The 26,189-nt window shown below is 37.8% G+C and carries 27 protein-coding genes and 1 tRNA gene; 16 read left to right on the top strand and 12 right to left on the bottom strand.

The features are described from left to right. Positions 1–34 precede the first annotated feature (34 nt). Together J690_RS24850 and J690_RS24845 are read right to left on the bottom strand one after the other, a co-directional pair. Positions 35–877 (bottom strand): IS3 family transposase, encoded by an 843-nt coding sequence (locus J690_RS24850; protein ID WP_230445321.1) that lies wholly within the window; start codon positions 875–877, stop codon positions 35–37. Positions 878–909: 32 nt separating this feature from the next. Further along, entirely contained in the window at positions 910–1,419 is a 510-nt protein-coding gene (locus tag J690_RS24845; protein WP_002120495.1) for a helix-turn-helix domain-containing protein, read from the bottom strand. A 432-nt stretch (positions 1,420–1,851) separates the two neighbouring features. Here J690_RS24845 and J690_RS21990 point away from each other — a divergent pair, with 432 nt between their 5' ends. Then, positions 1,852–2,412, top strand: a complete 561-nt coding sequence (locus J690_RS21990; RefSeq protein ID WP_032038454.1) for a TetR/AcrR family transcriptional regulator — start codon at positions 1,852–1,854, stop codon at positions 2,410–2,412. A 67-nt stretch (positions 2,413–2,479) separates the two neighbouring features. On the opposite strand, the gene J690_RS21985 is transcribed toward J690_RS21990, so the two are convergent. Beyond that, positions 2,480–3,415: a metal-dependent hydrolase gene (locus J690_RS21985; protein ID WP_032038452.1), complete on the bottom strand. Its 936-nt coding sequence runs from the start codon at positions 3,413–3,415 to the stop codon at positions 2,480–2,482. Between the two features lie 300 nt (positions 3,416–3,715). Next, positions 3,716–3,949 (bottom strand): DUF2171 domain-containing protein, encoded by a 234-nt coding sequence (locus J690_RS21980; protein WP_002113991.1) that lies wholly within the window; start codon positions 3,947–3,949, stop codon positions 3,716–3,718. A 249-nt stretch (positions 3,950–4,198) separates the two neighbouring features. On the opposite strand from J690_RS21980, the gene J690_RS21975 reads away from it, so the two are divergent. Genes J690_RS21975 through J690_RS21965 form a run of 4 tightly spaced genes read left to right on the top strand, consistent with a single transcriptional unit; the run spans position 4,199 to position 7,209 of the window. Continuing rightward, positions 4,199–5,212, top strand: coding sequence for an acyl-CoA dehydrogenase family protein (locus J690_RS21975; RefSeq protein WP_050688069.1), 1,014 nt, complete (start codon positions 4,199–4,201; stop codon positions 5,210–5,212). After that, complete coding sequence (locus tag J690_RS21970) at positions 5,200–5,994, top strand: PIG-L deacetylase family protein (RefSeq protein ID WP_032038446.1); 795 nt, start codon at positions 5,200–5,202, stop codon at positions 5,992–5,994. The genes J690_RS21975 and J690_RS21970 overlap by 13 nt, the downstream gene beginning before the upstream one ends. Beyond that, positions 5,969–6,568, top strand: a complete 600-nt coding sequence (locus J690_RS0104790; RefSeq protein ID WP_032038444.1) for a class I SAM-dependent methyltransferase — start codon at positions 5,969–5,971, stop codon at positions 6,566–6,568. Before J690_RS21970 ends, J690_RS0104790 begins: the two co-directional genes overlap by 26 nt. Continuing rightward, positions 6,565–7,209 (top strand): glycosyltransferase family 2 protein, encoded by a 645-nt coding sequence (locus tag J690_RS21965; protein WP_032038441.1) that lies wholly within the window; start codon positions 6,565–6,567, stop codon positions 7,207–7,209. The genes J690_RS0104790 and J690_RS21965 overlap by 4 nt, the downstream gene beginning before the upstream one ends. A 4-nt stretch (positions 7,210–7,213) precedes the next feature. Here the strand turns inward: J690_RS21965 and J690_RS0104785 are convergent, their stop codons facing one another. Further along, positions 7,214–7,576, bottom strand: coding sequence for a DUF3592 domain-containing protein (locus tag J690_RS0104785; protein WP_019767884.1), 363 nt, complete (start codon positions 7,574–7,576; stop codon positions 7,214–7,216). Between the two features lie 242 nt (positions 7,577–7,818). Between J690_RS0104785 and J690_RS21960 the strand changes: the two genes are divergently transcribed. Continuing rightward, positions 7,819–9,072, top strand: coding sequence for a mechanosensitive ion channel family protein (locus J690_RS21960; RefSeq protein ID WP_032038438.1), 1,254 nt, complete (start codon positions 7,819–7,821; stop codon positions 9,070–9,072). Between the two features lie 79 nt (positions 9,073–9,151). Here J690_RS21960 and J690_RS21955 read toward each other — a convergent pair whose 3' ends face one another. Both J690_RS21955 and J690_RS21950 read right to left on the bottom strand, forming a co-directional pair. Beyond that, a complete protein-coding gene (locus J690_RS21955) occupies positions 9,152–9,556 on the bottom strand; it encodes a hypothetical protein (protein ID WP_032038435.1) in 405 nt (134 codons plus the stop codon). Between the two features lie 133 nt (positions 9,557–9,689). Further along, positions 9,690–10,955 (bottom strand): MFS transporter, encoded by a 1,266-nt coding sequence (locus J690_RS21950; protein ID WP_032038433.1) that lies wholly within the window; start codon positions 10,953–10,955, stop codon positions 9,690–9,692. A 111-nt stretch (positions 10,956–11,066) separates the two neighbouring features. Here J690_RS21950 and J690_RS21945 point away from each other — a divergent pair, with 111 nt between their 5' ends. Together J690_RS21945 and J690_RS21940 are read left to right on the top strand one after the other, a co-directional pair. Beyond that, a complete protein-coding gene (locus tag J690_RS21945; RefSeq protein ID WP_032038430.1) occupies positions 11,067–11,513 on the top strand; it encodes a winged helix-turn-helix transcriptional regulator in 447 nt (148 codons plus the stop codon). A gap of 85 nt (positions 11,514–11,598) precedes the next feature. Then, positions 11,599–11,928: a hypothetical protein gene (locus J690_RS21940; RefSeq protein WP_002118302.1), complete on the top strand. Its 330-nt coding sequence runs from the start codon at positions 11,599–11,601 to the stop codon at positions 11,926–11,928. Between the two features lie 156 nt (positions 11,929–12,084). Here the strand turns inward: J690_RS21940 and J690_RS21935 are convergent, their stop codons facing one another. From J690_RS21935 to cysS, 5 genes are all read right to left on the bottom strand, one after another. Next, a complete protein-coding gene (locus J690_RS21935) occupies positions 12,085–13,899 on the bottom strand; it encodes a coiled-coil domain-containing protein (protein ID WP_032038427.1) in 1,815 nt (604 codons plus the stop codon). Continuing rightward, complete coding sequence (locus tag J690_RS21930; protein ID WP_032038424.1) at positions 13,889–14,341, bottom strand: ABC-three component system middle component 2; 453 nt, start codon at positions 14,339–14,341, stop codon at positions 13,889–13,891. The genes J690_RS21935 and J690_RS21930 overlap by 11 nt, the downstream gene beginning before the upstream one ends. Then, positions 14,334–15,350, bottom strand: coding sequence for an ABC-three component system protein (locus J690_RS21925; RefSeq protein ID WP_050688068.1), 1,017 nt, complete (start codon positions 15,348–15,350; stop codon positions 14,334–14,336). Before J690_RS21925 ends, J690_RS21930 begins: the two co-directional genes overlap by 8 nt. A 553-nt stretch (positions 15,351–15,903) precedes the next feature. Beyond that, positions 15,904–15,979, bottom strand: a tRNA-Gly gene (locus J690_RS21920). A 63-nt stretch (positions 15,980–16,042) separates the two neighbouring features. Continuing rightward, positions 16,043–17,464: a cysteine--tRNA ligase gene (cysS, locus tag J690_RS21915; RefSeq protein WP_005076856.1), complete on the bottom strand. Its 1,422-nt coding sequence runs from the start codon at positions 17,462–17,464 to the stop codon at positions 16,043–16,045. 213 nt (positions 17,465–17,677) lie between these two features. On the opposite strand from cysS, the gene J690_RS21910 reads away from it, so the two are divergent. From J690_RS21910 to J690_RS21875, 8 genes are all read left to right on the top strand, one after another. Continuing rightward, positions 17,678–18,655 carry a KpsF/GutQ family sugar-phosphate isomerase gene (locus tag J690_RS21910; protein WP_002122342.1) on the top strand — a complete coding sequence of 326 codons (978 nt, stop codon included), beginning with the start codon at positions 17,678–17,680 and terminating at the stop codon, positions 18,653–18,655. A gap of 3 nt (positions 18,656–18,658) precedes the next feature. After that, a complete protein-coding gene (locus J690_RS21905) occupies positions 18,659–19,198 on the top strand; it encodes a KdsC family phosphatase (protein ID WP_002122322.1) in 540 nt (179 codons plus the stop codon). A gap of 37 nt (positions 19,199–19,235) precedes the next feature. Then, positions 19,236–19,784 carry an LPS export ABC transporter periplasmic protein LptC gene (gene lptC, locus J690_RS21900; RefSeq protein ID WP_005070181.1) on the top strand — a complete coding sequence of 183 codons (549 nt, stop codon included), beginning with the start codon at positions 19,236–19,238 and terminating at the stop codon, positions 19,782–19,784. Next, the gene (lptA, locus tag J690_RS21895; RefSeq protein ID WP_002122334.1) at positions 19,768–20,316 is read left to right on the top strand and encodes a lipopolysaccharide transport periplasmic protein LptA; all 549 of its coding nucleotides are present in this window, start codon (positions 19,768–19,770) and stop codon (positions 20,314–20,316) included. The genes lptC and lptA overlap by 17 nt, the downstream gene beginning before the upstream one ends. Then, complete coding sequence (lptB, locus tag J690_RS21890; RefSeq protein ID WP_002122331.1) at positions 20,316–21,059, top strand: LPS export ABC transporter ATP-binding protein; 744 nt, start codon at positions 20,316–20,318, stop codon at positions 21,057–21,059. Before lptA ends, lptB begins: the two co-directional genes overlap by 1 nt. 273 nt (positions 21,060–21,332) lie before the next feature. Next, the gene (locus J690_RS24770) at positions 21,333–22,799 is read left to right on the top strand and encodes a TolC family protein (protein ID WP_017481420.1); all 1,467 of its coding nucleotides are present in this window, start codon (positions 21,333–21,335) and stop codon (positions 22,797–22,799) included. Next, positions 22,796–24,937, top strand: a complete 2,142-nt coding sequence (locus J690_RS21880) for a type I secretion system permease/ATPase (RefSeq protein WP_005802602.1) — start codon at positions 22,796–22,798, stop codon at positions 24,935–24,937. Before J690_RS24770 ends, J690_RS21880 begins: the two co-directional genes overlap by 4 nt. Then, positions 24,934–26,130 carry a beta-barrel domain-containing protein gene (locus J690_RS21875; protein ID WP_005076849.1) on the top strand — a complete coding sequence of 399 codons (1,197 nt, stop codon included), beginning with the start codon at positions 24,934–24,936 and terminating at the stop codon, positions 26,128–26,130. Before J690_RS21880 ends, J690_RS21875 begins: the two co-directional genes overlap by 4 nt. Positions 26,131–26,189: the final 59 nt, after the last annotated feature.

The following is a 26,189-nucleotide window of genomic DNA, read 5'->3' as shown; positions in this document are numbered from 1 at the left end:
GGAATGATCTGACCCCATAAAGTTGGACAGTTAGTTAAGCAGTTTTTAAAAACTGGTTTCTATATTGTACAGGGGATAAACCTTGTAGCTTCACCTTGATTCTCTCATGATTATAATAATGAATGTACTCTCGTATAGTTTTCTCTAACTCATCAGTTGATTGAAATTTTTCACCATGAAAGCACTCCGATTTTAATATTCCAAAGAAGCTTTCTATTACAGCATTATCTAAGCAATTTCCTTTACGAGACATACTTTGAATTAAACCATGTTGCTTTAATTGCTGTTGATAATGAGCCATTTGATATTGCCATCCTTGATCTGAATGGAGAATTGGTTTCTCATGTCGCTTAAGTTTAGCTAAAGCATGAATGAGCATATCTTTCACTAACTCATAATTGAGTTTACGTTGGATCCGGAAGGTAATAATTTCCCCATTAAATAAATCTATAATTGGTGATAGATAAAGTTTTTCACCGTTAACATTAAATTCCGTCACATCAGTTGCCCATTTCTGGTTGGGACGGTTCGCTTTAAATTGCCGTTGCATAATGTTATCGGCCACCATCCCGACACAACCACTTTTATATGAGCGATATTTTAGTGCTCTGATACGTGATTTAAGTCCCATAGTTTTCATAAGACGATATACACATTTATGGTTGATTATTATTCCTGTACTTTTCAGAGCAAGAGTAATTCTACGATAGCCATAGCATCCCTTATGCTTGTGATATATGGACTTGATCTGCTGTTTTAACTCAGTATATTTATCCTTAGAGCGTACAGCTTTCATGTGATAGAAATAAGTACTACGAGCGATCTTGGCAATACTGAGTAAGAGCTTTAATGGATAAATTTGCCTTAATTCTGAAATAACTTGAACACTGTCTGCAGTAGAAATTGAATTTAGGTACGTTGCTTCAGTTTTAAGGCTTTTAGCTTTTTTAAAAAGGCAACCTCTGCTCGTAAAGCGGTCACTTCATCAATGAGCTCCTGCTGAGATTTATCTTTGTCATCTTTTACAGACTTGGTTATTTTAGTTTTATCTTGTTTAAGCATATTGGTATAAATCCTCGTGGTATTAAACCCAGCAATCCCTTCTTTATGATACTGAGCTAGCCACCTTCTTAAAATTGACGTCCCGCTCAGATTTAACCGTCTTCTAACTTCTCTTACCGGTATCTTATCAAGAAGCATTTGTACAGCCTTGATTTTAAATTCGGAAGAGTAGTAGGTTTTTTTAGTTTTAACATTCAGGCCATCTTCACCTTGTGCCTTATAGTTTTCAATCCATAAGCGGATGGTTTGGAGATCTACATTAAATTCTTGTGAAAGGATTTTATATCCTTTACTTCCCTCTAAATAAGCTTGAATGACTTTTAATTTTAACTCTTTTGAATGCTTCGGAATTGGCATAGAGCACACCTCATAAGTTTTAAAAGTCTAACTTATGGGGTGCAGTTCAGAACGGGAGGGGGACACCTTCGGGTGTGCTGATCTTTTGGGTATCAGTCTGTCAACCTTCTCTCGTTTCGCCACCATTATTTGACAGTAATGTGGTGAAGCTTCTTTATACCCAAAGGAGTCCGCTATGCGTACTATTTCTTCTTTATTGGCTTTTGCCAAAGTCTCTCTATTCATACCACTCGAGCAATCTATAAAGCGGTTCAATCGACTCTAGGTTTTCTACACCTTAAGAATCTAAAACACAGCAACTATAAAACTTGAGATAGGTCAGCACGCCATTTTGTGCGGCTTTTGCATGCCTGTTTTTAGCACTCATTTTAAGAGTGACGGCATTTCTATCTCATTTACATACAACAAAAAATTATTTTAAGCGGTATATCTATGCCAAATTTACAATCTTCCTTTAAAGCATTAAAAGTGCTTCACGTAGCAAAAGACTTATTTAATCAATATGGGTTTCATAAAGTTGGTGTCGACCGAATTATTAGTGAAGCCAAAGTTTCCAAAGCCACTTTTTATAATGCCTTTCACTCAAAAGAACGGCTAATCGAGAGGTGTATTAGTTTCCAAAAAGACACGCTAAAAGACAAAGTGTTTTCCATTCTCTATTCTTACAATGAACTCATGGTGCTGGATAAACTTAAGCAAATTTACTTTTTACATGCGAGTTTAGAAGGGCCATATCATTTACCCTTTAAGGCATTGTTTGAAATTAAAAGAGTCTATCCCAAGGCCTATGGCGTTACGATTGAGTACCGAACTTGGCTCATCAATGAAATTTATAAACTACTTTTAACCGTTAAAACTACCGCCTCAGTCGAAGACGCTTACATGTTTTTATGTATGATTGACGGGGCGATGTTCCGACTTTTTGAAAAAAACAGCATTGATGAAAGCGCGCTAGTTCGATTGTTTCTTTTTAATCTGTGTCGGTTTAGATAACACTTAAACGAAAGAAAGCCTCTCAAAAAGAGGCTTTACTTTGTATTGAAATAAGCGCTTAGCTTGATTACACAGGTTTTGCAGCCTGTGCCATACCTTCAAAATATTGAACCGCAGGCGAGCGAGCCATATAAGCTAAAGCTTGCTCGGTGTCTCCCTCATGAATTGGGTTAAATTTTGGAGAAACCCATCTTAACGTCGCTTTCCACAAAAATTTAATGGTCGGTAAGTTGTCTGAGCGAGTTGCGGTTTTTTCAAATTCACGAATAATTTTGAAGTAGCCACGGCGCATCAATTTTTGAATATCTTCATGCTCTAAATCTTGCTTACCTAAACTACGGGCAAAGTCAGCAAGGAAGTAAATAAACAGTGGGAAAACCGCCGCCATAATCACTTGGCGCGACACATAAAAACCAAATTTGTTTGTTAAGAGATGCTCAAATAAATCGTAAGCAACACATCGATGTTCAACTTCTTCAGCCAAATGCCAACGGAATAAATCTGCCATGGCAGGGTCGGCTTGGTCCCACGTCTTACTGTCGAGTGTCCATTGACCAATGGTTCCCGTAAAGTGCTCGATTGCAGCAATCACGCCTACTCGGAAAAGTAACCAATATTCATCAAGCTTTTCGCCTTTTAAAAATGGTATGCCTAGAGGTTTGTCACCCAACAAAATATTAAAAACAAAATGGGCACGGTTGAGTGTTTCTTGAATGTCGTAACCATTTTCACGTAAGAAGTCTTGTGCTTTTTCATGCGCACGTGCATGAGCAGCTTCTTGGCGGACAAATCCAATCACTTCTTGTTTTAGTGCTTCATCGGTAATTAAGGGCAGGGTTTTATTAAATACACGGCAAAACCAAAACTCACCAGCCGGCAAGAGCATGTTGATGCCATTGGCGACATGTGAGCATAGCGGATCATTCGGCATCCAACAGACCGATGATTCGGTAAAATCGAAATGGACTTTTCTTGCTTTAAGCTGATGATTCCCTGTGATCATATACGTCACCCTATTCATAATTATTCATTTAATGCGAATGGACAATTTTTAGCATTAAGTAAAATCGATCACCATGTGCTTAAGGGACAAAATGAGCCTCAAAAAGGTTTATAGAGATAAAAGCAGCTCTGTTAAAGATTGGGTATATTTAACACAACACGAGGGTAAGCTTTTTTATTTTAAATATGAGGAGAATAAAAAAAGCTCCTTAATAAAAAGGAGCTTTGGTTTTTATAATTTAAATTTTTAATTATAAATTTATTTTATTTTAATCTAGCTAAAACTAGCTAGCTTAGAAGTTTAGATCGCTTGCCACTGATCTTTAACTTCTTCTGAGTTTTTATTCAGAATAACTTGGTCTTCTTTTACCTCCCCAATCCATCCAGTAGGAATGAGGTGATGTTGGCCACTTTCATCTCGGGTGAGTTTGAGTTGGTTCTCGCCATCAAGATGGTCGACAGTTCCTACTTTGGTGCCACAAGAAGCAATAACATCTGCGTGTTTTTTAATATCATTAATATTTAAAGTGTTCATTTTAGACCTCTTCTTTGGAAATAGAAAAACGGTAAGAACTAAACTACTTTAAATAATCGATTAAATGTTGAGTTTTTAATAAACCTTACATGATCGGATTATAAGTTCACTTAATCGTGATATTTGAGTAACAATGAAATAATTAGATATAAAACTAATAATATTTTTCTTTTTATTACAATTTATATGTTTATCTAAACAGAAATCTTTAGTTATGGTTGGGTTAAGTCTTATAAATAATTATTTGCAATGAATATTAAAATACCTATAAACATGACGATACTGAGCAGTTTGAGTGAATTTGAAGCTGCCCTAGCTGAAGATAAAAGTAAGCTTCGTATAAATTTACTTTTTCAACTTGTAAATTTCACTCAAAATTTGCCTCATCCAGCTTCGGGTCAAACCTATCAACGTTGGCAACTTTTTGCGCAGATTGCTGGAGTCGACTTAAGTCTAGCCAAGCTTTTTGAGTCTCATTGTGATGCTTTAAGCATTTTAAATGAATTGGGTTATCAACAAGAAATAGATGACCAGACTTGGGCAGTTTGGGCAGCAGACGGTGGACCAGCACCATTGCAAATAAAAGACAATCTTTGTAATGGCATAAAACCTTGGTGCTCTGGTGCTGAATTCATTGAAAAAGCTTTAATAAGTTATAAAGATCAGCAAGGGCAGGCGCAGCTTTGTATTGTTGGCTTAAGTCATCCATCCATTACAACCGATTTAAGCCACTGGCACGCTGTAGGCATGCATGCGACACAGACTGCACAAGTAACTTTTAAAAATACCCCTATTAAATTGATTGGTCAGCCAAATAGTTATTTAAAACGCCCAGGTTTTTGGCATGGCGCAGCAGGTGTTGCGGCCTGTTGGTATGGTGCCGCCGTGCGTCTAGCTAACTTTTTGCAAGAAAGCTGTCAGGCAAATCCGAATCCTTATAAAAAATTATATTTAGGTGAGGTCGCTCAGCAGCTAGAAATCACCAAGCAATATTTTCAATATGTGGCCGAGCTCATAGACCAGAAAGCAATGCTAAGTCATGAGCGGGAAATACGCATATTACGTGCTCAAACAGAACAATGCTGCCTCAGCGTTATTGAGCGAGTAGGGAAAGCTTTGGGTGCTCGTCCTTTTTGTGAAGATGCGACATTTGCTCAGCTCATGGCTGATCTGCCTGTGTTTATAAGGCAAAGTCATGCTGCTTTTGACTATGAACAAATTGCAGAACTCTGTGTGTCGGAGCAAAGCCTATGGGAACTTTAAAACATCCTTTGGTTGAAGACCGCGTTATTTTTGGTGAGGGGACAGCCAAAGAACAATGGTTAAAGGCATTTAAAGAACAACCGTTAGCAGCTTTAGATCTTGAGCTATTTCGCTCAAAAAGAGTGGTGATTGTCGCTCCACATCCTGATGATGAAGTACTTGGCTGTGGCGGATTAATGCAGCAGCTCATTGCACTGAACTGCAAGATTTTGGTGTTAGCGGTAAGTAACGGCACCCAAAGTCATCCTAACTCTACAAAATATCCTCCAGATCAGCTCAATATTCTTCGTCCGCAAGAAAGCTTGGCAGCCTTAAATTGTCTAGGTGTAGCAGAGTCAACCGAGCATATAGAGCTTAATTTGTTAGATGGCCAGATCCATTTGCAAACCGATCAACTGCGGCAGAGTTTAGACAAGTTAATTCAAGCCGACGATATTCTGATTTGTAGCTATGAATTTGATGGTCACCCAGATCATGAAGCAGTGGGTAAAACCGTACAAGCGTATGCAACTGCTAAGCAACTACTATGTTTACACGTATTAATCTGGGCTTGGCATTGGGCAGAGCCTTTAGACCCACGCATTGATTGGCATCAAGCAAAAGCATTTTCCTTAACACAAGAACAGCTAACTAAAAAACATCAAGCAATTTTGCAGTTTAAAACCCAACTAGAAGCAGATGAAAGCACGGGGAATGCCGCAGTGCTATCTCCAAGTGCGATTAATCGTCTTTTAATGCCTTATGAGGTTTATTTGAGTGATTCATTCTCGCGTGTACTTTGAAGATTTATATCGTCATAACAGTGATCCATGGGGCTACGACTTTCATTGGTATGAAGCTCGTAAAAGACAAATTTGTCTCTCGCTGCTGACAAAACCCCGCTACCCAAAGGTGCTAGAAGTCGGCTGTTCAAATGGACATTTAAGTTTTCATTTGGCGCAAAGAGCTGAGGAGTTGGTGTGTATAGATGTCTCTGAGCGTGCTGTTCAATTGGCGTCCGAGCGTTTAAAAGAATTTGAGCATGTTGTGGTTGAGAACAGGAAAATACCCGAAGACTACTCAATTCAAAAGTTTGACCTGATTTTAATTAGTGAGATGGCTTATTACTTATCGGCAGATGAATTGCATCAGTTTATTGAAAAGTTAAAGCATAGTTTAAATGATGATGGTGAGGTTCTGTGTTGTCACTGGCGCCATGAAATTCAAGATTTTGAATTAAATGCAGAGCAAGTCCATCAAGCTTTTCAGCAACATTTTCCATTTCATCACTACCTCAGTTTAAACGATCCAGATTTTATGATTGATTTGTGGACGGCGAACACTTCCTCTTTAGCACAGCAGGAAAAACTAAGATGAAAATAGGTATCGTCATTCCAGCGCATAACGAAGAGTATTATCTATCGGCCTGTCTGCAATCTATTCAGGTCGCCATAGATAACATTAGTGGTTATGAGGTAGAAGTGCTTGTTGTACTCGATAGCTGTACAGACCAGTCGCGGTTGATTGTCCAAAGCCATCCCATTAACTGGATTGAATGCAACTATGCATGTGTCGGCAAGGCGAGGGATTTAGGAATCCGTCATTTAATCGGGCGTGGTGTAACTTGGATTGCATGTACCGATGCAGACACCGTGGTGAGTCCTGATTGGCTGCGCTATCAAATCCAGCACCAACCAACAGATGCAATTTGCGGTACTGTAACGCTAGACGATTTTAGTCATCTCTCTATAACGAAACAGCAAAAATATTTAGCGCACTATAAAGATCAGATGGACCACGAGCATATTCACGGGGCAAATTTAAGTTTTAGTGCAGAGGTCTATCTTTTGGTCGGTGGCTTTGAGCCTATTTCATGTCATGAAGACGTGTCTTTAATCAAAAAATTGATCAAGCATTGTTGTAATATTACTTGGAGTAATCTGGTTCGAGTAACTACAAGTAGTCGTTTAAATGGACGCGCACCTCAAGGTTTATCGTACTTTTTAAATAATCTCTAATGATTTAAAGCATGACCTCGCCCAATATCGAAATATTCTTTAAATTTTTAGGGTCATATTTAATTTTGATAATACTACCCACTTTATATTTATGTTGATCTTGTTTAGCAATAAGCACCTTTAGATTTTCAGTAATGACTTGGCCTTGCTCAGTTTGAAATTTCAATTTGATATAACATAAAGGGCGATATTGCACCTTAGCTAATGAGTCTTGAAAATATACGACCTCGGCAGAAGTCATCTTTCCTCGTTTATAAATCAAAAATCTTTGAACCTGACTTTTAAGAAAAAATGTCCAAGCAATATAGATAAACAATAAGCTAAACCAGACTGTTCCAATAAAAGTTAAAAAATCAGAAAATTTCACTCACTCAAACCAGAGTTATTCGTTTAACGGATTATTCTAAATGAACTGATAAGCCCGATCTAGTTTATATAATTGGTCTGAAACATAAGCAGATGAAGCTTAAAAATTAACGGATCATAATTAAATTTGGGCAGGGTATATAACTTAGTTGTTGTATTTATGACTACATATGTAAACAAACCTTATGAGAAACGTTCTTAACCCCTAAAATTCTACAAAAGAAATTTTAAAGGTGTATAGGTTTGGATTTTTTAAATTTTTTCCGTGATATTCGGGGTGAGTTAAGTCAATATCCTTGGCTAGAAATGTTGGTTTCACTCACGATTTTGATTTTATTTGCAGCTATTGCAAATTTTATTGCCAAACGCATTATTGTTCGGGGCGTTCGACATTTAGTCACAAAACTCAAATCACCAAATCAGTCTATTTTTGCTCAGCATAGCGTTATAAAGAAATTTGCAAATATTGTTCCTGCTGTTGTGATTATGAATGGTATTGCAACGGTTCCTCATCTATCTCCAAAGTTCATTGCTTTTGTAGAGATGGCGGCGCAAGCATTCATTTTTCTTACACTCGCGCTTACGGTCAGCGAGCTGTTAAATATTTTTAATCTTATTTATCAGCGTAATCCAAAATCTAGAAACAAACCGATTAAAGGTTACTTACAACTGGTTAAACTCATTTTATTTGTTGTCTGTGGCCTCATGATTTTGGGAACCTTCCTTAAAAAGGATGTGTTCACTTTACTTGCAGGTTTTGGTGCAATGGCAGCGGTATTAATGCTGGTTTTCCAAAACACTATTTTGTCTTTGGTGGCGAGTGTACAAATTGCCTCTTATGACATGGTGCGTATTGGGGACTGGATTGAAATGCCATCACTCAATGCAGATGGTGATGTAATTGATATTTCACTGCATACCGTGACTGTTCAAAACTTTGATAAAACCTATACCACCATTCCAACCAATAAGCTCGTGACCGATACATTTAAAAACTGGCGCGGTATGAGCAACTCGGGTTGCCGTCGAATGAAGCGTTCACTTTTTATAGATCAAAGTAGCGTTCATTTCATGAGTGATGAAGAGCAACAAAAGCTCAAAGACTTTTTATTGTTAGATCAATACTTAAATGCAAAGAACTCTGAAATTGAAGAATTCAATAAGCATTTAAGCAATCAATCTCGTTACAACAAGCGCCGTCTAACCAATATTGGTACATTTAGGGCCTATGTTGAATTTTACTTGCGTCAGCACAAGGGCATTGCTCAAAATCAAACTATTATTGTTCGTCAGTTACAACCGACCAGCCAAGGTTTGCCGTTAGAGATTTATGCATTTACCAACACGATTGCATGGGTTTCCTATGAGGCCATTCAGTCTGATATTTTCGATCATTTAATTGCGATTCTTCCTGAATTTGGTTTACGTGTTTACCAAGCACCATCGGGTCATGATTTGCAAAGATTAACGTCAGAGATTAATCCGAGTGAAGTTTAAAGCCATAAATCACGGCATTTAAAGTATTTTGAAAAGGCTCCCATAGGGGGGCTTTTTTACTCATACTCTTCACAAAAGATTATCCAGCAAACCAAATATTCTGATGATCACACATGGGACTCAAATGTTTAATGCGTAGATTGTCTTGCTCAAAATTACCAATACCTCCAGCAATATCTAATATGCCCCCTAAGCCGATCTGCTGACCTTTGTAACTTAAAGTGTTTTTTTCAGCATCCCACTGAGCGCTATGTTCTGGAAAGACAATGAGTATATCTTTCACATAAAGACATCCTTGCTTTAACTCCAAATTTCCTTTTAAGCGTGCTGAACCAGAGAAACCATCGTACTGATAGGCTGGGAGTTTCACAGCATTTGTACTGTCGTTTGCTTCTTGCTGGTGGCATCCTGCAACAAGGGCAAATACAACCGTGTAAAGCAATTTATTATTAATACCCAATTTTGTTCCTATAGGGATTTGCATATATTTGATAGTAATTGTCTAAAGTTGTATATCAATCTTTAGATTGTTAAAGAAGATTTCATTCTATTACCGCTCGAACTTAAGATTTAAAGACTAAACTTTCTTATTCATAGGCTTATAAAACTTTGAATTATTATATTTTATTTATTTGTATATTGTTATCTTTTTCATGAGTGATTTGAGGCACGATATGGCGTGTCATCCTCCAAAATAATAGGGCCAAGAAACTTACACCTGCACCGAGGGCACACACGCCAAGCCACCCTGCATAAGCATAAGTCTCTGTTGTGCTGATTGCACCCAATCCGCTACCTACTGCATAAAAGAGCATGTACAGACCAACAAGACGGCTATGCGCTTCTGGACGAGTACGAAAAATCATACTCTGGTTGGTCACATGTAAAGCTTGCCCGCCTAAGTCTAGTAATACGATTCCAATCACGACTGCCCAGAGTGAGTAGGCCATGAGTGAAAGTGTGCCCCATGCGAGCAGTAACATTAACAGTGCTGCCAAGCTTGTGCGCTGAGCATATCCACGGTCGGCCCAGTAACCTGCACGTGCAGCAGCCAGAGCACCTACAACTCCGACGAGTCCAAAAGACCCAATTACAGTATGCGAGAAGCTATAAGGCGGGGCACTTAACGGCAGTACCAATGCGCTCCAAAAAATATTAAATGCGGCGAACATGAGTAAAGCTAACACACCGCGCACTTGGAGCACTTTTTCTTGGCGTAGTAGTTTTAGCATAGAAGCCAGAAGCTGCGGGTAGCGCATGGCACTAGGTTGAATATTTAAATGAGGGAGACGTTTCCAAAGCGGCAATGCAATCATGAGCATGATGATGGCTGCGCAAAAGTACACGCCGCGCCAACCAGCCACATCACTTATTCCCCCTGAAAATACACGGGCAAGCAGTAAACCAATGAACACACCACTTTGTGCAGTACCGACCACATGGCCTTGCTCATGTGGGAGAGCAGCACTCGCAGCATAGGCAATAAGCCCTTGAGTCGTGGCTGTGCCGAGTAAACCTACCGCAAGCATTCCTGCCAAAAGAATAATCGTAGAATGAGCAAAGCCAACCACGAGCAATGCAGATATTAAGGCAAGTAACTGTAGAGCCATTAACCAACGCCGATTTACCAAATCACCTAACGGCACTAAAAATATTAAAGCTAGGGCACAACCGATTTGAGTGGCTGTAACCACCCCACCAATGGCAGCATGACTAACATTAAAGTCTCTTGCCAATATGTCGAGCAAAGGCTGTGCGTAGTAGACATTTGCTACGCTTGCACCACTTGCAATAGCAAACAGCAAAATTACACCACGAGGCATGCTTGAAAGCGGTTTATCACTTTTGGCGTGTGAAGTTGAAGATGCAAGAGAAGCTTTCATAACTCTAAACTCACTTAATCTAGTTTTAAAATGCAACTAGTTGAATGTTAGATCGACTAGTTTTAAAATGCAACTAGATAACTTGTTACTGATGATTGGTAAGGAAACTCAATGACGAACTCTACATTGTTAAAAGATGAACCTTGTCCTGTTGCACGTTGCGTCAATCTAATCGGAGATCGCTGGTCATTGCTCATTGTGCGTGATGCTTTTGATGGAATGCGCCGTTTTGGAGATTTCCAGCGCAGCTTAGGTGTTGCGCGAAATATTCTTTCTGACCGACTAAAAAAACTAGTGGATGCTGGTGTTCTTGAAATGCAAGATGCTTCAGATGGCACGGCTTATCAAGAATATGTATTGACCGCTAAAGGGGAGAGTTTGTTCCCAGTGATTGTGGCTCTACGACAATGGGGAGAGCAGAACCTATTTGAAAGTGGAGAGCGACATTCTTTGTTAATTGATAAAACTACAGGACAACAAATTCCATTTATGGCACCAGTCGCGGCAGATGGAACAGTGCTGAGAGCTTCTAATACTGAAGTGCAAAAGGTGAAATAAAAGAAGAGAAAACAAAAATAACCTTTTTTAACTTAAATTTGCAGAGATTAGTTGATAACCTTGCGCGTCAAATTAAGGTGAGATTATGAGATTTATATTCCTCTTTATAAGCGCAGTTTCAATTCAATGTTATGCAGCATCAGAAGCAATGGAACTTCATTACTGTGAAACTGTGAAAAAAGCAGCGAGTGGCGTAATGGATGCTAGACAACATGAAGTGCCAGCTAAAGAGTTACATGACATCGCCAATCATCTTGAAGAGCAACAAGCCAAACAACTTTATCAAGAGCTTATCAAATCTGCATATTCTTCAAAGTTATTTGAAGACCCTCTTATTAAGTCAAAAGCTGTCGAAAATTTTCAAACCACGTGGCATGAACAATGTTTGGCAAAAGAATTAGCTAAAAATATTTGAGGGTGTTGGTGGGAAATAGTTAACTAGTAATAGTTTTTATTTCTTATTTATCTTCCTGTTAAACAAAGCCCTAAGAATTTCATAGGGCTTTTTGTTGTTTATAAGATAAATACTACATTATGTGTAAAATACTAATAAAAACAATACCTTGTAATTTTAGAAAAAGCCCGCTCTACCGATCATATCGTTTCCAGTAAATTCTATAAAATTAATCATAGTTTTATATTTTTCTTCTGGTGCATCATTTTCAATAATAATAACTTGCCCTTTTCCTTTATATTTTACAAGCCAATGATAGAATTTCTGAGCAACAGTTATTTCTGTATAGTTATCAAGTTCTAATTTACGGTGTTCTTCATCATTTATAGTTTTAAGTCCATATTTAGGATCTTTATGAGTTACAAGTGGAGAATCAATAATTAAGAAGCCTAAATGCCCTATATCTTTATCTAAAGAATATTCCATTATTGAAATAGCAAATGCTGTTAAGAAAAGTGCTCTCTTCCCTTTACCGAAAGAGATACGTTGACGTTGGTTAATAATTAAATCCATTTCTTGGTCAGAAATATATAAATTATTTATATTAGATATACCCCAGCCTAATAATAAGGATTTACATCTCTTAGAAATAGAATCGAAAGGGGTGGAAAGATTTCTTACAACTTTAATATTTTTGTTTTTGACTGATATGTTTTCATCAATCAACTTATTAATTGCGCTTATTCTATTAGAAAAGTTAATCGAACTTTCTAATAAATTTTTCTTTTGAGTTAAATTTATAAAATCATTAAGATCTGACCTTTCTTTAACTTCAAATTGAGATTTTATATTGTTTTCAATTTTATTATTCAGCTGTTGATTATGTTCGTTATAAAAAGAAAGTTCATTTTTTAATTCTGGAATAAGTGTTTTAAGTTCACTCTGTAAAGTACTAATTTTGCTAATTTCAAATTCAATACCTTTAACGAACTTTTCTCTTTCCTCTGCTGTATCAACCTGCATTATTGAGTCACATAAAGGGCAGGTATGGTCAGCAAATTGTTCAAAAATAAGATGTGTATTTAAAATTGATATTAACCTTTCTTTGTCACTATTATATTTTTCATCTAGAAGTTCAAAATTAGCAATATTATCATTAATTTTATCAATAGTATTTTGATTTTTATTTAGTTCAATTCTTAATGACTTTAGCTCTGAATTTAGCTTATTTATAATATTCTGATTTACAATTTTAATGTCTAGTTTGGCTTCAAGTTCAGTATCTAAAAATGAAATTTTTTCAGAAATATCATCTATAGTTAAGGATTTATCAATATTGTTAATTGAATACCAATCATTTAACATTTCTAGTTCAGCATTATAAACGCTAATTTTACCATCAATACGTAGTTTTTCATCTTTTGGTGTTGATAAGTCTAAATTTTTATCATCTTGTCCAGTTAATAAAAAAGAAAAAAGTGATTGTCTTTCCAAAAGTTTGTTATTCTCTTTTTTGGGAAGAAAAAAATCGCTAGAAAGTGTTTTATCTTCATCAAAGAAAGAAAAATATTTTAGGTTGGAAAGTGTTATATTTCCTAATTTTCCAGATTTTGTGACTATTTTAAAATTATTTAAATTCAAGGTATTAATAAAGAATTCATTTATTTTTTTACTAATTAAATTTTCAAAAGGAGGATCAATAACGTAATGCTCACCAGAATAAATATTAGTAATGCTAAAAGCGTAGTCTCTTACTATAGTATAAATTTCATTATTTAATCTTAAAGTTAAAATAAATGTAGTATAACCTGCCGAGTAGCCGACATTTTTAGGTATGTCAGTGCCACCTAGACAATAATATATTGCACTAAGTATATAAGATTTTCCAGTATCAGAAGATCCCTGAATCAAAGTATTTTTTTCATTAAAATTTATTTCTTTAGACTCTTTATTTTGTCCCTGAACAGAAAGTTTTATCAATTTAATATTCATTTTTTAGTTTCCACAATTTTCCATTAATACCAAAATATTTATCTAATTCATTATCTGATAAATGATAAAAATTATCTCGAACCCATAGAGATCTCTCACCTAATTTTATGTGGTAATCTGTATCTAAAAAAGACATGAATGGATAAGAGTATTCACCTAAACTATATTTGATACCTTGGGTTGTAAAGTTTGCATTAATAATTTGTTTTTTAATCATTTGATTTAGACCATTTTTTAGATTTTCAATCCTAAAAATGAATTCTAAATGATGCATTGGGACATCTGGATGTAGATTATTTGGACCATTAAATTCAGAAGAATAAATCGAAATATAATCTAAGTAAGCTATTTTTTCTATACTTGCTTCATGTGGTTTAATAGCATTTAAGATAAATAATGCCCTTGTTCCTAACTCTAAAGGACTATTAAAAATATTATTCATCTTCTACCCACCGGAAATGTTCATTATTTACTAGATGATGACAACAACCTGAAATATCTCCTGGTTTCATTCTATTTGATAATGGATTATTTGTAATTTTTAATGTATTTGCAAAACTAATTAATTTTTCAAATTTATCCATATTACTATTATAGTAGCCATATAACAAAACTCCTAAAGCATCGAGTAATTCGTTGAGTAAGTTTTCAAATTCGTTTGGCAATTTATCTCTACTAAATCGATGAAGACCTTCTGCTACAAAAAATACTTTTCTTTGTTGATATAAGTGCTTTGAAAATCGACTAGTTAAAGTTTCTAAAGTTAGATTTTCTCCACTAAAATCATTATATAATCTTAATAATTCATTTACATATATTGCCTCATAAGGCGTTACTATATTTGGAACTTTGGGATCGCTATCACGTAATGGTAACTCTCCAAAACGTCTAAAATGATGGCTAGAACTTTTATGAATTTCAATAAGTTCTGTAGGCGTTAAAAATTCTAAAATATCAAAATTAAAATTTTTAACAAAATTTAAGAATATTTGTAAATCATTCGTAATAGTATATTGCTTAAATCTTCCTTTTTTTTCTTCAATTATTTTAAGAAAATCTTCTTTGAACTTTTTCTTATTTAAAAATAAATCTTTTAATTTTGACCCCATTTTTAATGTACATAGTATATATTTATTAGGAATACTATATTCATTAGAAATTAACATATCAAAAAATTTTGCTAATTCTGGAAAGAAATTTGATGGACTTGTAGAAACTGACCCGTAATGTTTTGCTTGATAAAGATCCCATGTAGATTCAATACTCTCATTTTGGGTATAAGCACAAATATCTCGTCCTTTATCTCCAGCGCCACCAAAATGTAATACTCTTAAGTAATTATTTTTAATTTTAAGTTCATCAACACATTCTTCAATAAAGATTTCCCATTCTTTATCGCCATAACCACTTAATTTAACTAATGATGAAATCGGTAATAGATTATTAGACATTGTATTAACCTTAATTTAAAAAAGATTCATTCAAATTTCTTTATATAAAACGACTACTTTTCTAACCAATTTATATCCTCTAAGGATGTGCCACGTTTTTTTTCATGCCATTTAGAGCTAAAGCATTCTAAATACAAACTGTGATTTCTATATTCAATCTCTTAAAAATTGCTTCTATTTTTCCCTCTGATACAACGATAACCAAATTACCTGTTTTAAAACACTTATTTGAAAGTCAGTATTTACATACTTTAACATTTGGTTTGAGATCTGAAAACATCCATTATTAAATAATATTTAATCTATTACTATTTGGGTGCTTTTAAAGTTAGTTTAGTCAGGGGAAATTGTGTCGCAGTCTTATGCTTTTCATCTACTAATAAATTATATGAGACCAATCTCATACTGAGTTTGATATATGAAATTTAGCCAACAAAGAGGGAGGACAGCAGAATATAAAGCCTTTCTTTAATATCATTTTACTTCGTCAGAACTAACCAATAGCCAATAAAAAAACCACCTAATCCTTTCGAATTAAGTGGTTTTTAAATTTTGGAGCGGGAAACGAGACTCGAACTCGCGACCCCAACCTTGGCAAGGTTATGCTCTACCAACTGAGCTATTCCCGCAATGTGAGCACATTATAGAGTGTTTCATTAAAGTGTCAACACTCTTGTGATCTAATTGAACGTTTAATCAGCACGACGCCAAACTGTGCCTTGACGTGTATCTTCAAGTACCACACCTTGGTCGAGTAAAGACTGGCGAATACCGTCTGCTTTAGCAAAGTCTTTTGCCTTTTTCGCATCAACACGTTGTTGAATGAAATCTTCAATTTCAGCATCAGACAAAGCAAGCGCTTCTTGTCCAATATCTGATTTTAAGAAATCATCTACATTGTGTTGTACCAAACCTAAAATGTTAGTGAGGTGACGTAATGTCGAATAAAGCACAGTCGCTTGGTCAGCTTGCTCTTCTTTTACAGCACGGTTTAACTCTTTATTCAGTTCAAACAATACAGCCATTGCTTCGGCCGTGTTGAAGTCATCACACATTGCATTGTTAAAACGTTCAATAAAGCTTTGATCAAGCGTTTCAGTTGTCGTTTGACCGTATACTTGTTGATAAGCTTTAAATGAATGATAGAAGCGAGTTAAAGAAGTTTTTGCTTCTTTAAGTGCTACATCAGAGAAGTTCACAGGACTACGATAGTGTGAAGATACAATAAAGTAGCGGATCACTTCAGGGTGGAATTTCTCCATCACGTCACGAATCGTAAAGAAGTTGCCTAAAGACTTAGACATCTTTTCACCATCAACGTTAATGAAGCCAACATGCATCCAATAGTTTACATATTGCTCACCAGTCGAAGCTTCACTTTGCGCAATTTCATTTTCATGGTGCGGGAACATTAAATCTGAACCACCACCATGAATGTCAAAGTGATTGCCTAAGCAGCAAGTCGACATTGCAGAACACTCAATGTGCCAACCTGGACGACCATTACCCCAAGGAGATGCCCAAGATGGTTCATTTTCTTTTGCATGTTTCCAAAGTACAAAGTCAAAAGGGTGTTTCTTTTCAACTTCTACATCAACACGCTCACTTGCACCAGCTTGCATGTCATCAAGCTTACGGCCAGAGAGGCGACCATATTTTTCAAATTTGGTCACTTCAAAATAAACATCGCCGTTTGAAGCAGGGTAAGCAGCGCCTTTATTCACCAAATTGCCAATCATATTTTGCATCTGGTCGATATATTCAGTCGCTTTAGGTGCTTCATCTGGTGCTAAACAGCCTAGGTTCGCTGCATCTTCATTCATTGCATCGATGAAACGAGTGGTGAGTTGTTGAATTGTTTCACCATTCTCATTCGCACGTTTAATGATTTTGTCGTCAATGTCGGTAATGTTGCGAATGTAGCGAACATTCCAGCCTTGACTACGTAAGAAACGAATAATGTAGTCAAATGCAACCATAACTCGAGCATGCCCGATATGACAGTAGTCGTAAACGGTCATACCGCAGACGTACATATCGATGTGACCTTCTTTACGAGGTACAAATTCAACTTTTTTTCGTTGCTCAGAGTTATATAAAACAAACGGTTGCATAAGGGTTTTCAAACACTCAACAAAAACAGTGTTACATCATAACTGATGCATCATTTTTCACAAAGGTTTATGCAAGAATTTTATAAGCTTGTGAAATCTTATACATTTAAAAACGTGTAGATGATTGAGTTATGTTAGAATGCCCCCAAATCTTTTGATTAAAATCACCGATCTTCACAAGAGATCAGATCAATTATTTTGAGTCAAACTCGTATGCCCAATCCTACAGATTTCCAAAGCAGCGCATTAGCAACATTGCGTATTGAGCAACAAGCCTTAGACGTGTTAGCAACACAAATTGGTGACAGTTTTAACCGAGCTTGTGAAATATTGTTACAGTGTAAAGGTCGTGTTGTGATCACTGGCATGGGTAAGTCAGGGCATATTGGCCGTAAAATGGCTGCTACTTTCGCCTCAACTGGTACACCATCTTTCTTTATGCATCCGGGCGAAGCTGGGCATGGCGATTTGGGAATGCTGGTTCGTGGTGATGTTTTAATTGCGATTTCCAACTCTGGAAAAAGTGATGAAATCATGATGTTGATGCCTTTAATCAAACATCTTGGCGTTCCTCTTATTACCATTAGCCGTGATGATAAAGGCCCAATGCCGCAAAACGCTGACATCGCGTTAACTTTAGGGGAGTCTGACGAGGCATGTCCATTAGGTTTAGCGCCTACGTCGAGTACGACAGCAACTTTAGTTTTGGGTGATGCACTGGCTGTCGCTTTACTTGAAGCGCGTGGTTTTACTGCAGATGATTTTGCTCGTTCGCATCCTGCAGGTGCGTTGGGTAAACGCTTACTTTTACATGTAAAACATCTAATGCATACAGGCGATGAACTGCCAAAAGTTTCACCAGATACACCAATGAATCAAGTACTTTATGAAATCTCTAATAAACGTTTAGGCTTGACGACAATTGTAGATGAACAAGAACATTTACTTGGTATTTTCACCGATGGTGACTTGCGCCGTTTAATTGATAAACAGCAAGGTTTTGATGTGAATTTGCCTGTTTCAGAAGTGATGACAAAAAAACCATCAACGATTTCTCAAGAAGCACGTGCGGTAGAAGCTCTACAACAGCTGAACCTGAAAAAAATTAGTCAGTTTGTGGTGGTAGATGACCAAAACAAAGTGATTGGTGTAATTAGTATGCATGACCTTATTCAGGCAGGGGTAAATTAATCAATGGCATCTTATGCATTGTTAGAACAAGCACGTCATTTACAGGCATTGGTTCTGGATGTTGATGGTATTTTAAGTGATGGCTTCGTAACCTTAACCAATAGTGGCGATGAAATTAAATCATTCGATATCCGTGATGGTTTAGGAATGAAGCTTGCACAGCAAGCCGGCATGAAAGTCATCATTATTACAGGCCGAAAAAGTAATATTGTTGAAAAACGTATGTCTGATTTAGGCGTAGACCTCGTTTTTCAAGGCCGTGAAGACAAAGGCTCAGCACTTCGTGAAGCTTGTGCGCAGTTTAATATTTTGCCGTCAGATTGCTTGTATATGGGTGATGATTGGCCTGATTTATCTGCTTTTGCAATTGCAGGTATGAGTGTTACTGTACCAAATGGTCACGAAGAAGTACGTCGCCGTGCGCATTTGGTTACGCAGTCGATGGGTGGGCGTGGTGCTGTGCGTGAAGTCTGTGATATGTTGCTGATCGCAAAAGGCATTTACCAAGAACTTCTTGAAAAATATCTTGCAGTACCGCATTAATAATAAGATTACTTAAAAAGGTAGGCTATTCCTGCTCATGGATACCAGAGTTTTATCAATTGTTGCTGTAGTGGTTGCTGCTATAAGTGGTGGTTACTACTACTATAGTGGCAAGGCAAAAAAACTAGACATTGGTTCTGCGAAGAATATGACATATTCAGCGCAGGGCGTCCATTTGACTCAAACTGATGATCAAGGCAATTTGTATATTCGTGCTGAAGTTCGTCAGCTTGAACAGGATATGCAACAAAAAACATCAAAGTTGGATCAACTTAATGCCTCGATGTATAAAGATGGCAAAGTTGATGCGACATTCTTTGCAAAACAGGCAAATGGCTACGATGATAACCGTAAAGTTATTTTATCGGGTGATGTGGTCGCAACTAAACTGGCGCCACAAGGGAAGATTGAATTCCAAACTGATGAGTTAACTGGATATCCAAAAACCAGAGAAATTGAAACAGATCACCAAGTGGTTGTTCAATCTCCGCAAGCCGAGTTTGTCAGCAAAGGATTAAAAGCTAATTTGAATAATGGTCAGTACGAATTTTTTAATATTCGAGGAAAGTATGCACCAAAGTCTTAATTTAAAACGTTCTTCAGCTTTCCTAAAACAAGCTGCGGTAATTACATTCGTTGCTTTATCATCTGCTTCGACTTTTGCTTTACCGTCTGACCGTAATCAACAAATTTCGTTAGTGGCAGACCGTGCAACTTATAATGAGAAAACGGGTTTAACGACTTATACGGGTAATGTCGTGATTGAACAAGGTACGATGAAGCTTCAAGCCGACTCAATTGTTGCTACGCTAAACTCTAAGCGTGAAATTCAAACGATTACTGCCAAAGGTAGACCATCTAAATTCCAACAGCAAATTAGTGCTGACAAGGGCGTTGCACGAGGCGAGGGGCAAACCATTGTTTATAATGCAGATACAGGCATTATTACTTTGACTGGTGGTGCATATCTATATCAAGATGGGTCAAGCATCCGTGGTAACTCATTGAAATATAGTATGAACAAAGGTGATGTTGAAGCTCAAGGTTCATCATCAAACCGCGTTCAAATTATTATTCCGCCATCAACTTCAAAAAGTTTCCCAGGAGCGCGTGACTAATGCAACAAGCTCTTCAACCCCAAACTTTGTGTATTAAGCACTTAGCAAAAAACTATAGTAAACGTTGGGTCGTCAAAGACGTATCTTTTAGTATGCAAAGTGGACAGATTGTTGGTTTGCTTGGCCCTAACGGCGCAGGAAAAACAACAAGCTTCTATATGGTTGTTGGGCTAGTGCGTATGGACAAAGGTGAAATTCACCTTGATGATCTTGATATGTCCGATTTAGCAATGCATGAACGGGCACGTAAAGGGATCGGATATCTTCCGCAAGAAGCTTCTATTTTTAGAAAGCTCACAATTGCTGAAAATATTATGTCTATTTTAGAAACACGCAAAGACTTAAATAAGCAGCAGCGCCAACAACGCCTTACTGAATTATTGAATGACTTTAAAATCAGTCATATTAAAGATTCATTAGGAATGAGTGTGTCTGGTGGTGAGCGTCGCCGTGCTGAAATTGCACGTGCATTGGCTGCTGATCCTAAGTTTATGTTACTTGATGAACCGTTTGCCGGTGTCGATCCAATTTCGGTAGGCGATATTAAAGATATTATCCAGACCTTAAAAGATCGTGGTATTGGTGTGCTCATCACAGACCATAACGTACGTGAAACTTTGGCAATCTGTGAACGTGCGTATATTGTGAGCGAAGGCGCGGTAATTGCGGAAGGCACTCCACAAGAAATTCTAGATAATGAACAGGTACGTAAAGTCTACTTAGGTGATGATTTTACAGTTTAAATAAAAAAGTTAATCTATTTGGCTAAAAAGAGGTCAGTGCCTCTTTTTAGTTTTTTTATATTTATTTTTTAAAAACAATAAATTAGAATATTTAGTTGATGAAAAAGTAATGTGTGAATTATTCCTGCATTTATGCTTCTTTATGCAAAAAAATATGTAGAATGTAAAAGCTTTTAAACGATAACAAACAAGATCAACAAGACAAGCATGATTGGATATAACCAGAGAAGAGTAAAAAGGACATGTAAAAAGCCAGCTTTCCTGAAAGGGTTGATGCTTTTAACTTCACTGCATGTACCTATGGTGATATATGCCGCTAAACCAAGTGAGCAATATCACACATTAAAAGACAACTTATCACAACTTTTTGCCCCTAAAAGTAGTGATGAATTTAAAGTCGCTAAGATGCAAGAGTTGAGTAATTTTAGGCTAGATCGCTCTAGAGTGCAGGAGTTTCCGACTGTTCAACTCAATGATAGAGCAGCTTCATCTTATTCAAATTTGCCATCAAGGAAAATGACTCTGCAGGAAGCGGTGAAAATCGCGATTCAGCGTAACCCTGATATTTCCCAAGCCATTTCAACTTTAGCTGGCCAAAACGCCGGTATTGATGTTGCGAAGGCGGGTTACTATCCTCAAATTTCAGGTGGTATTACCACAGGGGACTTGAGTAGTGGTGAACGTGGTCGGCAGTTATTGACTTTAAACGCAACTCAAATGCTTTATGATTTTGGTAAAGTCAAATCAGGTGTATCGGTTGAGAAAGCCAAACTTCAAGTCGAACAGGCGAATGTGTTGGTCAGCATTGACGATATTGCACTTGATGTGGCTCAGTCGATTATCAATATTCAGCGCTATCTCCAATTAAATAAAATTGCCGAGCAGCAAATTGCGGGTATTCAGCGAATTCAGGAAATCGCTAATTTACGTGCAAATGCTGGTATTAGCAGTCAGGCTGACCCGATCCAAGCTCAGTCTTATTTACAAGCTGCACAGTCCGGTTTGATTGCACAGCAATCTTTATTACGTCAATACCAACAACATTTAAGAACATTGTTGGGTGCTGATGTTTCACGTACAGGTTGGATTATTTCAGATGATTTGGTGAAAGTGTCTGATTTATATGGTGAACCTGAGTTTAATACGATTCCAAAAATGATCGCTGCACAAGCGGGCATTGAAGTGGCTAAAGCTCAAAAGGAACAGACCCGTTTAACACGTTATCCAACTTTGGCAGTGAAAGGCTCGGTGAGTCAGGCCATTAATGGAAAAAACCCAAACAATGATGAAGACGATGGTTTATATAGTTCCATCATGCTCGAAGCCACCAGTCAGTTTTATCAAGGTGGGGCAGTTTCTTCCCAAGTAAAAATGGCAAGTTATGCAGAAGAAGCCGCTAAATCTAAAGTGAATTCTGTGTATCTGGATGTGCTCGATCAGATCAGAACCAGCCGTGAACAAATTGAAAATAAACAACGTCAAATGCAGGTTTTAGCCAACCGCCAAGCGACGACAGTTCGTACACGCGAACTCTATCAAGAGCAGTACAAACTCGGTACCCGTTCATTGGTTGACTTACTGAATGCTGAACAGGCGATTCATAGTGCCAATTCAGAACTCGAAACTGCACGTTATGACATTTATAGCAGTATTGTTCAGTACATTGCAGCAACAGGACGTTCTCGCCAAGCTTATGACTTAAATAATATTTCAATTCAGGGGTTCGAAGTACAACCATGATGACAAAAATAAATTACCAGCCCTGGTTACAGGCGGTCTTAACGATTGCTAAACATTATAGAATTGAGCCTTCAGAAGAAAGAATTCGTTTACAACTTGACTGGAACCAAAATCAAAACCTTGATGATGTTTTGCAGTTAATGACACGTCAGGTTGGACTCAATTTACGTAAAGTACCTTTTTCATTAGATTTACTTAATCCATGGCGTTTACCGGTCATGGTCGAGTTTAATGATGGACAAGTTGGTGTAATTGATAAGGCCGATACTCAAGGAAATGTCAGTATCCAGTTTAGTGGAGATCACGGCCTTTCCCAAAATTTAAGCTTAGATGTCTTAAAAACAACAATTAAGAATGTCTACATCTTGCGTCCTGAAACTTCTATTCCCGATGCGCGTATTGACGAATATATCAAACCATACGAAGCAAGCTGGTTCTGGTCGATTGTTCTAAGAGACTGGAAACGCTACGTTGATATTATGTTTGCCTCACTGATTGCCAATGTGTTGGCACTGGCAACCATTATTTTCTCAATGCAAGTGTATGACCGTGTTGTACCATCTCAGTCTATCCCGACTTTATGGGTGTTGGCAGGTGGAGTACTGATTGCAGCACTTTTTGAGTTTACCTTACGTATATCACGGGTGTACTTATCCGATATTATTGGTAAACGTGCTGACTTACGGGTGTCTGACCGTGTATTTGGCCATGCCCTACGCATCAAGAATAAAGATCGTTCAAAATCTACAGGTAGTTTTATTTCCCAGATCCGTGAGCTCGAAGGTGTGCGTGAACTGGTGACTTCAACCACCATTAGTGCAATTGCCGATTTCCCATTCTTTTTCCTGTTCCTGATTATTTTTGCGATTATTGGTGGGAAACTGTTTTGGGTGATGCTGCTGGTTGTGCCACTTATGCTTTTGCCGGGTATTCTGGCACAGAAGAAGCTAGCGCAACTCGCACAAGAGGGCATGAGAGAGTCTTCAATCCGTAACGCCATTCTTGTTGAAGCGGTACAAGGTATTGAAGACATTAAGCTATTACGTGCTGAGTCTCGCTTCCAAAACCAATGGAACCACATGAACGAAGTTTCAGCCGATATCGGGATGAGACAGCGTAAAATCGTCGGTACTTTAATGGCATGGACTCAAATGCTTCAAGGTTTGACCTATGCAATTGTGGTATTGGTAGGATGTTTTGCCGTGATGGAAGGTGAAATGACTACAGGTGCGTTAGTGGCTTGTTCAATTTTATCTTCACGTATGTTGGCACCGATTGCTCAAATTACAGGTGTGTTAGGACGTTTACAGCAAGCAAAAGTCGCAAAACAAAGCCTTGATGAACTTATGCAACGTCCGATCGATCAGGCAGACCGTTCGCATCTGGTACACAAAGCAGTTTTAAATGGCGACTACGAATTAAAAAATGTCTTGTTCCAATATGGCGAAGAAGACCCAAAACCAAGTTTGGCAATCCGTCATTTAAAAATTCGTGCTGGTGAAAAAATTGCCATATTGGGGCGTAACGGTGCAGGTAAATCAACACTGCTCCAGCTTCTATCTGGTATGCAAGTTCCAACTCAAGGTGCAGTACATTTAGATGGTCTGGATCTTTCATTAATTGATCCGTCTGATGTACGTCGTGACATGGGTTTACTTAACCAGAATGCGCATCTTTTCTATGGTACGATTCGTGAAAACCTCACTTTGGGTGCACCGCTTGCAACGGATGAAGAGATTCTTCGTGCGCTAGTAGTGACTGGTGCATTACCTTTTGTTCAAGAGAAAAAAGAAGGGTTAGATCACCTGATTTTAGAAGGTGGTGTTGGTTTCTCTGGTGGTCAGAAACAAGCGCTGTTACTGGCTCGTCTATTGATTCGTCAACCGAACATTTTATTGTTAGACGAACCGACAGCAGCCATTGATGACGTGGCAGAGAAACAACTGATTGATCATTTAAAAGGTTGGCTGGCACATCGTACTTTGGTCGTTGCGACCCACCGCCGCGCTGTATTAGAACTTGTAGACCGTATTATTGTCGTGAATGAAGGCAAAATCGTGATGGACGGTCCAAGAGATCAGGTACTCAATCAATCAACAGCCCAACAAAAACAAGTGAGCCAAGGGGGTAATTCATGAGCGAACCACAACAAGAACAACAACTCACCCGTTCAATGAATGTATCTTATAGTGAGCCACCCTTACCACGTGCCAGTTTAGTGATCTGGATTGTGGGCATTGGCTTGGTTATTTTCTTTATCTGGGCGTGGGTATTTAAACTTGAAGAAGTTTCTACTGGTACAGGTAAAGTCATTCCATCATCTAAAGAGCAGGTTATTCAGTCTTTAGAAGGCGGTATCTTAACCAAGCTGAATGTACAAGAAGGTGACATCGTTCAAAAAGGCGAAATTCTTGCGCAGCTCGATCCAACCCGTTTTGCATCAAATGTTGGTGAATCAAGATCTTTACTGATCTCTGCTCAGGCGACAGCAGCGCGTTTGCGTGCGGAAGTAAACGGTACACCTTTGGTTTTTCCTGAAATTGTGATGAAAGAACCAAAGTTAGTACAAGAAGAAACTGCATTATATCGCTCGCGTCGTGCTGATCTTGAACAAACCCTTGCAGGTTTAAGACAGGCGTTGCAACTTGTGCAACAAGAACTGGCGATGACAGAACCGCTGGTTGCTAAAGGTGCAGCAAGTGAGGTTGAGGTTTTACGTTTACGTCGTGAAGCAAATGATTTGCAAAACAAAATGAATGATGCGCAGAACCAGTACTATGTGAAAGCGCGTGAAGAGTTATCTAAAGCGAATACGGATAGCGAAACGCAACAACAAATTGTACTGGGTCGTAGTGACAGTTTAGACCGTGCAGTGTTCAGAGCACCGGTACGTGGTGTGGTCAAAGAAATTGCGGTGACTACTCGTGGTGGTGTTGTTCCACAAAACGGTAAATTGATGACGATTGTACCGATTGACGAACAACTGCTGATTGAAGCGCGTATTTTACCGCGTGACATTGCCTTTATTCGTCCGGGACAAGAAGCACTGGTTAAAATCACGGCCTATGACTACTCAATTTATGGTGGTTTAAAAGGGAAGGTTACCGTTATTTCACCCGACACCATTCGTGATGAAGTGAAACAGGACCAATTCTATTATCGTGTTTATATCCGTACTGATTCCGACAAGCTTTACAATAAAGAAGGTAAAGCGTTTGGTATTACACCGGGTATGGTGGCAACAGTAGATATCCGTACTGGTCAAAAAACAGTTCTTGATTACTTACTTAAACCATTTAATAAAGCCAAAGAAGCGCTACGAGAAAGATAATAAAACAAGCCCCGAGATTCGGGGCTTTTTTATAGGTTTGATTCTATTAAATTCACGTT

The sequence above is a fragment of the Acinetobacter sp. 742879 genome, assembly GCF_000588535.1.
Taxonomy (GTDB): Bacteria; Pseudomonadota; Gammaproteobacteria; order Pseudomonadales; family Moraxellaceae; genus Acinetobacter; species Acinetobacter pittii.
The sequence above is the reverse complement of the archived record's forward strand: the minus strand, read 5'-3'. Positions and strand labels throughout refer to the sequence as shown.